Annotated in this window: 1 protein-coding gene; it reads right to left on the bottom strand. The window is 57.1% G+C overall.

Going from position 1 to position 524, the window contains the following annotated elements; all coding sequences use genetic code 11:
• A partial coding sequence (locus tag R7190_RS30535) for an IS91 family transposase (RefSeq protein ID WP_001120876.1) occupies window positions 1-406 on the bottom strand: 406 nt, incomplete at its 3' end.
• Window positions 407-524: the final 118 nt, after the last annotated feature.

Raw genomic sequence — 524 nt, 5'->3', positions numbered from 1 at the left:
CAAACAGGAAACGCAGCTGAAACGGGAAGCTCAACACCCACTGACGCATGGGTTGTTCAGGCAGTACTTCATCAACCAGCAAGGCGGCACTTTCGGCCATCCGCCGCGCCCCACAGCTCGGGCAGAAACCGCGACGCTTACAGCTGAAAGCGACCAGGTGCTCGGCGTGGCAAGACTCGCAGCGAACCCGTAGAAAGCCATGCTCCAGCCGCCCGCATTGGAGAAATTCTTCAAATTCCCGTTGCACATAGCCCGGCAATTCCTTTCCCTGCTCTGCCATAAGCGCAGCGAATGCCGGGTAATACTCGTCAACGATCTGATAGAGAAGGGTTTGCTCGGGTCGGTGGCTCTGGTAACGACCAGTATCCCGATCCCGGCTGGCCGTCCTGGCCGCCACATGAGGCATGTTCCGCGTCCTTGCAATACTGTGTTTACATACAGTCTATCGCTTAGCGGAAAGTTCTTTTACCCTCAGCCGAAATGCCTGCCGTTGCTAGACATTGCCAGCCAGTGCCCGTCACTCC

The sequence above is a fragment of the Vibrio sp. 1078-1 genome, from assembly GCF_033340475.1.
Note: the sequence above shows the minus strand (reverse complement) of the source record. Positions and strands in the feature narration are given on the sequence as shown.